11 protein-coding genes and 1 rRNA gene are annotated in these 10097 nt (G+C 49.3%); all 12 read right to left on the bottom strand.

Annotation, left to right across the window (positions count from 1 at the left end):
- Positions 1–147 (bottom strand): 16S ribosomal RNA (locus ACFO8Q_RS10845); the annotation flags it as partial.
- A 671-nt stretch (positions 148–818) separates the two neighbouring features.
- Complete coding sequence (gene lysS, locus ACFO8Q_RS10840; protein ID WP_380025791.1) at positions 819–2312, bottom strand: lysine--tRNA ligase; 1494 nt, start codon at positions 2310–2312, stop codon at positions 819–821.
- Between the two features lie 30 nt (positions 2313–2342).
- Positions 2343–2822 carry a transcription elongation factor GreA gene (gene greA, locus ACFO8Q_RS10835; RefSeq protein WP_380025790.1) on the bottom strand — a complete coding sequence of 160 codons (480 nt, stop codon included), beginning with the start codon at positions 2820–2822 and terminating at the stop codon, positions 2343–2345.
- Between the two features lie 162 nt (positions 2823–2984).
- Complete coding sequence (locus ACFO8Q_RS10830) at positions 2985–3884, bottom strand: quinate 5-dehydrogenase (RefSeq protein WP_380025789.1); 900 nt, start codon at positions 3882–3884, stop codon at positions 2985–2987.
- A gap of 132 nt (positions 3885–4016) precedes the next feature.
- Positions 4017–5015, bottom strand: a complete 999-nt coding sequence (gene dusB, locus ACFO8Q_RS10825) for a tRNA dihydrouridine synthase DusB (RefSeq protein ID WP_380025788.1) — start codon at positions 5013–5015, stop codon at positions 4017–4019.
- Positions 5016–5130: 115 nt separating this feature from the next.
- Positions 5131–5337, bottom strand: coding sequence for a helix-turn-helix domain-containing protein (locus ACFO8Q_RS10820; protein ID WP_380025787.1), 207 nt, complete (start codon positions 5335–5337; stop codon positions 5131–5133).
- Positions 5292–5837, bottom strand: a complete 546-nt coding sequence (gene folK, locus ACFO8Q_RS10815; protein WP_380025786.1) for a 2-amino-4-hydroxy-6-hydroxymethyldihydropteridine diphosphokinase — start codon at positions 5835–5837, stop codon at positions 5292–5294. Before folK ends, ACFO8Q_RS10820 begins: the two co-directional genes overlap by 46 nt.
- Positions 5838–5859: 22 nt before the next feature.
- Positions 5860–6228, bottom strand: coding sequence for a dihydroneopterin aldolase (folB, locus tag ACFO8Q_RS10810; protein ID WP_380025785.1), 369 nt, complete (start codon positions 6226–6228; stop codon positions 5860–5862).
- Between the two features lie 12 nt (positions 6229–6240).
- A complete protein-coding gene (gene folP / locus ACFO8Q_RS10805; RefSeq protein WP_380025784.1) occupies positions 6241–7080 on the bottom strand; it encodes a dihydropteroate synthase in 840 nt (279 codons plus the stop codon).
- A complete protein-coding gene (locus tag ACFO8Q_RS10800; protein ID WP_380025783.1) occupies positions 7070–7936 on the bottom strand; it encodes an aminotransferase class IV in 867 nt (288 codons plus the stop codon). The genes folP and ACFO8Q_RS10800 overlap by 11 nt, the downstream gene beginning before the upstream one ends.
- A complete protein-coding gene (gene pabA / locus ACFO8Q_RS10795; RefSeq protein WP_380025782.1) occupies positions 7933–8511 on the bottom strand; it encodes an aminodeoxychorismate/anthranilate synthase component II in 579 nt (192 codons plus the stop codon). The genes ACFO8Q_RS10800 and pabA overlap by 4 nt, the downstream gene beginning before the upstream one ends.
- Complete coding sequence (locus ACFO8Q_RS10790) at positions 8508–10031, bottom strand: anthranilate synthase component I family protein (RefSeq protein WP_417323478.1); 1524 nt, start codon at positions 10029–10031, stop codon at positions 8508–8510. The genes pabA and ACFO8Q_RS10790 overlap by 4 nt, the downstream gene beginning before the upstream one ends.
- Positions 10032–10097 lie beyond the last annotated feature (66 nt).

The following is a 10097-nucleotide window of genomic DNA, read 5'->3' as shown; positions in this document are numbered from 1 at the left end:
CCCGGTCTGTCAGGCAGGTTGCCCACGTGTTACTCACCCGTCCGCCGCTAACTTCAGAAGAGCAAGCTCTTCTTCCGTTCGCGCGACTTGCATGTATTAGGCACGCCGCCAGCGTTCGTCCTGAGCCAGGATCAAACTCTTAGATCAGGAAGATCTACCCCGATTTGTCCGCACGGATGCGGACGAACTTTTCGGGGCGACCTCTATTGATGACTCGTCCCGCATTGACCGCACGGATGCGGTTGCTCTTAGCGGGGCTACCATCAATAATTAGACTCAAACGAGCCAAACTAAGTTTATTCCTAGCTCCCTACACGATTCAGTTTTCAAAGAACGAAGGTGCATCGCGCCACACGACCATGTCGTGAACAGCGACAAATGCTATCTTATCACATCCGCACCAGCATTTCAACTGGTAAATTTTAGATCAGGATGATCTATCCCACAGTTGCCACTCACACGATGTGCTAGTGTCGAATATGCCACATGAACGCGGTTGTTCGATACGACGTACCATGGACGGTGACGTTCTTAGCGGGGTATCCTCTTGTACTCTTTTTTGTTTCCCATCACTCACGATCTCAACGCTCTCGCGCTCTCTCGCGGCGACAAGTGATATCATATCATCTGCGGATTCGTTTCTCAATCCTATTTCTGAAACAAACAAAAACAAAAAAGACCAATTTCAGCTTCCATTTCGGCGGAATAGCGCGGATTCTCGGTAATCCTTCAAATTTCGGACGTTCACACGTCCGTCGAAACCGATAAACAAGGCCATCTTGATCAGATGGCCTTCACTGAAGTCTAGCTTTCCCCTATTAGCGCTCCCTCATTAACGGGAACAAAAGGACGTCTCGGATCGACGGTTGATCGGTCAGCAGCATCACGAGCCGGTCAATGCCGATACCCAATCCGCCGGTCGGAGGCATCCCATACATAAGTGCATTGATAAAATCCTCATCCATTTCATGAGCTTCATCATTGCCCTTTTCTTTTTCCTCCAACTGCTTCTCAAAACGCTGCCGTTGATCAATAGGATCGTTCAATTCGGTGAACGCATTTGCATGTTCACGACCTACAATGAACAACTCAAAGCGATCCGTAAATCGCGGATCTTCCGGATTTTGTTTTGCCAACGGCGAGATTTCCACCGGGTGTCCATATACGAAGGTAGGCTGAATAAGCGTGTGCTCAACAAATTGCTCAAAGAATTCGTTTAAAATATGCCCGGCCATATGGTGTTTCTCCACCTTGACTCCATGCTTCTCCGCCAGAGCGCGAGCCTCATCAAGACTGAGTTCTTGAGAGAAATCCACACCGGTTACCTCTTTCACCAAATCGACCATTGAAGCGCGACGCCATTGCGGAGTCAGATCGACCTCCTGGCCTTGATAGGTGATTTTGGTCGTACCCAGAACTTCCTTCGCTATATGTGCAATGCAGCTCTCCGTTAAGTCCATAATGTCGTGGAAATCGGCATACGCCCAATAAAGTTCAATCATAGTAAATTCGGGATTATGCCGTGTTGAAATTCCTTCGTTCCGATAAACGCGTCCAATCTCATACACTTTTTCCAACCCGCCAACTATTAAGCGCTTCAGATGAAGCTCAATTGCAATTCGCATGTAGAGCTGCATGTCCAGCGCGTTGTGATGAGTAATAAATGGGCGCGCCGCCGCTCCCCCGGCGATCGAATGCATCGTGGGGGTTTCAACTTCCAAAAATCCGAGATTATCCAAATATCTTCTCATCGATTGAATGATTCGGGAACGGGTAATAAAAGTGTCCCGAACATCCGGATTCACAATCAAGTCGACGTAGCGTTGACGGTACCGCATTTCAATATCGGTTAATCCGTGATACTTCTCAGGGAGAGGGTTCAATGCTTTCGTTAAAACTGTCAGCTCTTTCACTTTAATGGTCGTCTCGCCCATTTTGGTTTTAAAAACGGATCCTTTGACGCCAATAATGTCCCCTATTTCAAGCTGTTGAAAAATCGTAAATGCTTCTTCCCCCACCGTGTCCTGACGCACATAAATCTGCACGCGACCGGTCAGGTCTTGCAAATTGGCGAACGCAGCCTTCCCCTGACCGCGAAGCAGCATAATGCGTCCGGCTACAGATACTTCAATCGTCTCTTCCTCAAGCTCTTCCTTGGTTTTATCCTGTGCATAAAAAGCAACTTCTTGAGCTGAATGAGTGCGCTCATATTTTTTGCCAAACGGATCTACACCAAGCTTATACAATTGCTCCAGCTTCTGTCTCCGGACACGGTGAACCTCGCTCAGTTCGTTAAATTCTTGTTCTGACATCCTCAACTACCCCTTACAACTAGCCAAACATCAGGCTTTCTTAATATCAAGTATTTTATACTGAATGACTCCTGCCGGAACACTTACATCGACTGTTTCTCCAACGGTTTTTCCGAGCAACGCCTGACCGACAGGAGACTCATTTGAAATTTTGTTCTCTAAAGGATCCGCTTCAGCAGAACCGACGATCGTATATTCTTCAGTATCGCCAAATTCGAGATCTTTCAATTGAATTGTTGAGCCGATGCTTACAACATTGGGATTCACTTCAGTGTCTTCGATCAGGCGTGCATTTCGCAGCATTTTTTCCAGAGTGATAATTCGGCCCTCTGTAAAAGCCTGTTCATTCTTTGCATCTTCATACTCTGAGTTTTCCGAAATATCACCAAAGCTGATCGCCGTTTTGATGCGTTCCGCCACTTCCTTGCGTTTGACAGCCCGCAGGTATTCGAGCTCGTCCTCCAATTTTTTCAATCCAGCAGATGTTAATAATACTTCTTTTTCGGACACTATGCGCCGCTCCTTATTCGGATAATTCCCTGCTGCATACAAGTGCAACAATAGGCAGAAAGCACTGCCACCTAGATGACAGTGCTTTAATGTTTTTTCGTTGCTTCATTATACTGGTATAAGTTACCGATTGTCAACGCTTGTGTTTCATTAACAAATTAACTACAACCATTCAATATAGGGTTCCAGTCCAACTTCTTCGATCAGTTTTCGGTAATCACTCTCCGTCAAGTCACCATCCTTCTGCCCGGCCAACGCCACCAACAGAGCTTCCATCACATTGGTCCCAAAACTGCGCCCTTCCAAATGCGGAGTCGTGGTTATGAGCAGACGGACTCCCCGTTCCTTCAGAAGCGATTTGTCGAGTGCAGTCACTGTGTTGGTCAGAATGATCTTCCCCCAAAGATCCTCAGGCAAATGCCGGCGTATAAAATGAAAATCTCCAGCAATCACATCTGCATCGGCGTAAAAAGAGGCAAATTTACCGGCAACCGCCTCTTGTTTATAACCGGTTGGATAGAGAAATCGGATTGGCAATTTGGTTACCAGGGGTGCGAGGATTTTTGCAGTTCTCTCCAGAGCGGCAAGCGACCGAATCGGAACCGGGAGCCCCAAACCGAACATTAAATCGCCAAAAACGACCTCACAGCCATTTTGTACGAGAGCTTCGGCCATGCCAAACCGATCCAAACCGCTCACAAGAAGCACTTTCTTGCCCCGCAGCTGCACGTGCGGGTGTCCGGCCAATTTTTCAACTACCATTCGTTCCAGTGTATTTTTTAAACCGCTGCCATCGAGAATCGGCGTTCTGACAGCGGCGCGGGCGATAACTTCCGCTTCGCGAAAAGTGAATCGATTTTGATTGACGTAGATATACCGGTCGATGCCGCCCATCCCGAATGCATCAACGGAACCGTCCAGCTCCCGAATCAGTTGAATCAGCCGTTTTCGGTCTCCATCAGTTCCGATTCTCTCGATTTCAACTTCCTCACCGCAAAAAACGGTCCGCACCCGGTGGTTTCGATTGGAAGAGCCAAGACTTACGCTGACGACACGCTTCATACAGTTCGACTCCCTGAATATGTGGAATTTTTCTTCCATTATGCTCCAATGAAGGATTCTTATGCAAAAAAATGGCCATACAAAAAAGGCCCAACCGGATCATCCAAGTTGAACCTTTCGCAATCCCCTTGATTACACAAGAACCAGATTTTTTTGGGTGAGGAAATCCAAGTAGTCGAGAAGCACTTTACGCATACCTTCACGTGTTTCCTGTGCGTTCAGCACGGTCCGCAATTCAGCTGAGTTGTGAAGACCCTTAATGTACCAGGAAGCGTGCTTACGCATTTCCTTGATACCTATCACTTCCCCTTTATGCTCAACCAACAAGTCCATGTGCCGCAAGCATACTTCGATTCTTTCCACTGCAGAAGGCGGAGGAAGCTCCTCGCCCGTCTCCAGGTAATGAACCACCTGCTTAAAGATCCATGGATTGCCGTGCGCTCCCCGGCCAATCATGACCGCATCGCACCCTGTTGCCTCCAGCAATTCCTTTGCCAGCTGCGGAGTGGTGACGTCCCCGTTTCCAATCACAGGAATCGAGACTGCTTCCTTCACTTGCCGGATAATACCCCAATCCGCCTTGCCTGTATATAACTGTTTCGCTGTGCGTCCATGAACCGCTACCGCTTTCGCGCCTGCCTGTTCTGCCGCCTTTGCGACTTCGACAGCATTAATATTTGTATCGTCCCAACCTTTTCGGAACTTGACGGTTACCGGAAGATCCACGGTTTTGACGACTGCCTCAATGATCCGGCCCGCATTCTCCGGATCCCGGGCCAGAGCGGCACCCGACCCATTTTTATGAATCTTGGTTACCGGACAACCCATATTAATATCAATTATATCGGGCGTATGCTCCTGCTGCATCACCAGTTCGGCCGCACGAACCATCGATTCGGCGTCACAGCCAACCAACTGCAGGGAGACCGGATGTTCCTCGGGTAGGATATCCAGTTTCAAACGGGTTTTTTCATTCCCGTGGACAATCGCTTTATCGGAGACCATTTCGGCACAAACCAATCCAGCGCCCATTTCTTTCGCAAGCTTCCGGAACGGCGGGTTGCAGACGCCCGCCATCGGTGCCAACACAACTTTATTTTCCATTTTCACATTGCCAATTTTGAACGTCAAACGTCCCACCTCCAAACGAAATAATAAACACAGGCTGCATGCCTGTGTCAGATAAAAGACATTATAACACGGAAAAAACCCAAAAAACAATAAGAAGATTACGTTAAGAATCCGTTTACATTTCTTGACCTCGTAATTCTTCTTCCGTCACTCCAAGGATTCGTGAGATTCTCGCTAAAACATCTTTGGAAGGTTCACGTGTTCCCCGCTCGATGCCGCCGACAATGGCAATTGAGATTCCCAGCAAATCGGCCAGCTCCTGCTGTGTCAAATTTTTCAGTTTTCGATATGCACGCAACCGTTTGCCGAGTGCTTCTCCCATCGTCGAACACCTTCTTTCCCAGGAACTCGTTCCGCCAGTTCTTCAATCGTCAGTCCTAACACCGGATGCACAAACCCCGGTACGAGATCCCGCAGAGGCAGCAGAACAAACGCCCGCTGGTGTATAAGCGGATGCGGAACTACCAAATCCGGATCTTCTATTATCAGTTTACCATAAAAGAGTATATCCAGATCAAGTGTCCTGGGCCCCCATTTTTTATCGCGGACACGGCCGTGCTCTTTCTCAATGGCCAAAATCTCGGCCAATAACGCGTTCGGGGAAAGATGCGTGCTCACCTGCACCACCATATTGAGAAAATCCGGCTGATCCACATCCCCTACAGCTTCCGTTTCATAAATCGGGGATTCGTCGAGCACCGAAATTCCTCTTCGCTGCAGCGAATCAATAGCCGCAGCGAGATATCGGTACCGATCTCCAAGATTGGTGCCTAACGCCAAATAGATTTCATTTTCCCCCGGAACGGGTTTCCCATCCGCCACGACAGATCCTCCTTCACGACTTCTATCCTTGGGCGCGTTCAATTTCTACGCAGGCACCTGCCAGAATTCCCTCAATCGGGGGTGTCAATTTGGTAACTTTCACACGTACGTTCCGTATCTGCGGAAAATTCGCCAACAAACGAGAAGCAATCGTTTCCGCAACAGCCTCAATCAAGTTATACCGTTCCAACTGGGCGGTCTGTTTGACAATCTCATACAGAAGGGCATAATCCAATGTATAATTCAGATCATCCGTTTGCCCTGCACGGCGCAAATCGGTCGTCACTTCAAGATCAACCCGAAATTTTTGGCCAAGCCTTGCCTCTTCTTCCAGCACACCGTGGAAAGCATAAAACTCCATTGCCTGCAAACAAATTTTATCCATTCTCATCACCCCGCCCGCCTAGCGGACCAAAGCGTCCGACATCACAGCCACCCGCTTCATCTGTTTCACGTCATGCACTCGAACAATATGCACTCCTTGGGCGATCCCTAATGACACGGTTGCCGCAGTGCCTTCCACCCGTTCATTTACAGGCAAATTCAGCGTGTTGCCGATGACTGATTTTCTCGAAGTACCCAAAAGAACCGGGTATCCCAAGCGGCAAAAATCGGCCAGGTTCCTCAATACCAAAAGGTTGTCCTCGTAAGTCTTGCCAAAACCGATCCCGGGGTCAAGAATAATTTTCTCATCTTTCACGCCCGCTGCATGAGCAAGCTCAACACATTCCCTGGTTTCCCGCAGAACTCCGTTCATCACATCGGATGCAAACGGCTCCGTTCGGTTATGCATGAGAATCACCGGCACGTCAAGTTGCGCACAAACTCTGGCCATGTCCGGATCTTGCTTAAACCCCCAGACATCGTTGACAATATGAGCCCCCGCTTCCACAGCGGCCTTCGCTACCGATGCCTTGTATGTATCAATTGAAATAGGAACCTGCACTCTCTTGACCAACTCTTCAATAACGGGCAAAACGCGCATTGCTTCTTCTTCCGCATCGACTGCAGCATGTCCGGGACGAGTCGATTCTCCTCCGATATCGAGAATATCCGCGCCATCTTCCACCAATTGCTGAGCATGCCGGACAGCCGCTTCGATATCGAAATAACGGCCGCCGTCAAAAAAAGAGTCCGGAGTCACATTCACAATCCCCATCACCAACGTCCGCTTGCCAATGGGGAGCTGATACGGTCCACATTGGATGATTTGTTCCTTTTTCATACTGCGATTAAATTCCATTTGCATACTCCTCCATCAACTGTTGGGTGACCGGGCCGGGGCACATCTGAAACAAATGGTTCTCGACTGAGCGAATTGGAACAATCTCCGCAACTGAATTTGTTGTAAATCCCTCCGCACATTGAGACAGTCTCTCCAAGCCAAACCGTTCCTCTTGCACGGGAATTCCCAGATTCTGTGCAAGCCGGACCACAAACGCACGGGTTACTCCGGGGAGTATACCTGTATCCAGCGTGGGTGTCAACAAGCGCTCAGCTCCAGATGAATCCCGATCAACAAAGAACAGATTGGATACAGTTCCCTCCGTAACATGACCGTCACAGTCAAGCATCATCCCTTCCGCAAATCCCCGCTCTTCCAATTCCCATGCACCCATAAGCGAATTTAAGTAATTCAGGGACTTGATCCGGGTTCCGGTTTCAGGTGTATTGCGGCGTGTGTGAAGAACACAGAGATCGCGCCCCCGTTGATAATCCTCCTGGGAGGGCAGCTGAAGCTCTTTCGCAAAAATCAGCACCGTCGGAGCCCCGAAACTCCCGCGTATCCCCATCGGTCCTGGCCCCCGCGAGACAGTAAGACGAACATAAGCATCGGCAAGACGATTTGCCTCCAGCAGAGCGTTTATCGCTTCTTCGATGTCCGAATCGGCCAACTCCAAGGGAATTCTCAGAAGCGACGCTGACGAACGCAAACGCTCCAAATGTTCTCTCAATAAAAAAATTCGTCCCGAATACGCCCGCATTGTCTCAAAAACTCCGTGTCCATATAAAAAACCGTGATCAAATACCGACAGCCGCGCCTCGTCCGCAGGCAGAATCCGCCCGTTTAACCAGACTTTCATCGTGGAGTTCGTCATACCTTTACTCCCTCTCGACCGACAAAATTTTTCAGCAGTTCTTTCCCGTACTCGGTCAAAATCGCCTCCGGGTGAAACTGAACTCCTTCCACCGCATACTCACGGTGTCGAACCCCCATGATTTCTCCCGCAGCCGTCCACGCAGACACTTCCAAACATTCCGGTAAACTCTCACGCTCGACAATCAACGAATGATACCGCGTCGCTCGAAACGGACTCGGGATCCCGTTGAAAATGGTTCTCCCGTCATGTTCAACCAACGACGTTTTTCCATGCATCGGGTTTTGTGAGCGCACTACCTTTGCGCCAAACGCCTGGGCAATCGATTGATGTCCCAGACAAACGCCGAGAATGGGGATTTTCCCGGCAAAATATCGGATCGTTTCAAGTGAAACACCCGCTTCATTGGGAGTGCAGGGTCCCGGAGAAATCACGATGCAATCTGGTGAGATTTGCTCAATGTCTTTCACCGACAGGCAATCATTGCGCTTCACAATCAGCTGTGCCCCCATCTCTCCAAGGTACTGCACCAAGTTATATGTAAACGAATCGTAATTGTCGATCATCAGGATCATGAGGGAACCCCCGTACTTTGATGTGCCAATTCGAAAGCCTGCCAAAGCGCTTCTGCTTTGCGGAGTGACTCGTAATATTCGCGCTCGGGAACCGAATCGATCACGACCCCTGCGCCTGCTTGCACATAGGCTTTTCCATCCTGAATCAGCATCGTTCGAATTGCGATATTAAGTTCCATGTCGCCGTTAAACGCCCACCAACCAAACGAGCCGGTATAGATCCCGCGACGAACCGGTTCCAATTCTTCAATGATTTCCATTGTTCGGATTTTGGGCGCTCCTGTAATTGTTCCTCCTGGAAAAGCAGCCGCCAGCAAATCGACAGCATCCAAATCTTTTCGCAGGATCCCGTTAACATGGGAGACAATGTGCATCACATGCGAGTACTCCTCAATGGTCATCATCTCGTCCACTTTGACGCTCCCATATTCACAGACTCGCCCCAAGTCATTGCGCTCGAGGTCGACCAACATGACATGCTCCGCCAGTTCCTTCTCGTTTTCGATCAGCTCTTTGACCATCCGCAGATCATGTTCCCGGTCGCCGCTTCGTTTTCTCGTTCCTGCGATCGGACGGGTCTCCGCCAAATCACCGCGAAGACGAACCAGCAGTTCGGGCGAACAACTGACCAGTGACAATTCCGGAAATTCAAGAAGTCCCATATACGGCGAAGGATTGATCTCCCGTAATTTCTCGTATACCGCTTGCGGCGACACCCGAACCGGCCGCGATTCCCGCAACGACAAGTTCACCTGAAACACATCGCCTGCACGTATATACTCCTTGATTCGTTCCACAGCCGATTCAAATTGTTCTTTCGTAAGAGACCATTCACGTTCTTCATCGGAACACTCATACGTCTCCAGTCCCCTAACCGCAGCTGCAGCATCGACTTTCCCGCTCACGCGGGCGCGTTTCTCTCCCTCTTCCTGAATCCAGCGCTCCATATCTTCTATTTGTTGTTTCGCGTTCCCATACTCGGCAGGATCGGTAACGGAAACGGCCAAATAAAGATCGTCTGTGAAATGGTCTTTCACTATCAGCCAAGAGGGTTCAATCATATAGAGAACCGGAGTTTGCAGATCGTCCTCTGCGATTTCCGGCAAGCGCTCGATCGTTCTGCCTAAGTCATAGGAAACAAAACCGACCATTCCACAAAGAAACGGTGGGAGCTCACTATCCTCAGCTTCATCTCCGGGCTGTCCGGACGGACCTCTCAATTCTTCATTTCTCGGGGAACGACGACTGGCCATCCAACTGCGCAATTTTTCCAAAGGCAGACTCTTTGTAAAACCCCTTGAAGAATCGGAATCATATTGAAGAACAGCTCTCGGGTCGCCGCCAACGAAACTGTACCTCCCGACCTTCCCGCTCTCCAGCAAAAAACGGTGGCTGAATTCAGGAATTCGGCGATAAATATCCCATGGCGTGAGAGTGCATTTCGATATCTTTGCCCATATCGGCACGTATGTATATTGATTTAGCAAATGGGCGACCTGCATACGACCCGGTTTGATCATTTTTATACCCATTCCTTTCGCTTCGCTCAAGGCACAAAACGGAATGAAATCCGTTAACCTTGAGCG

This window comes from Effusibacillus consociatus, from assembly GCF_042652925.1.
In the GTDB taxonomy this organism is placed as follows: domain Bacteria; phylum Bacillota; class Bacilli; order Tumebacillales; family Effusibacillaceae; genus Effusibacillus; species Effusibacillus consociatus.
The sequence above is the reverse complement of the archived record's forward strand: the minus strand, read 5'-3'. Positions and strand labels throughout refer to the sequence as shown.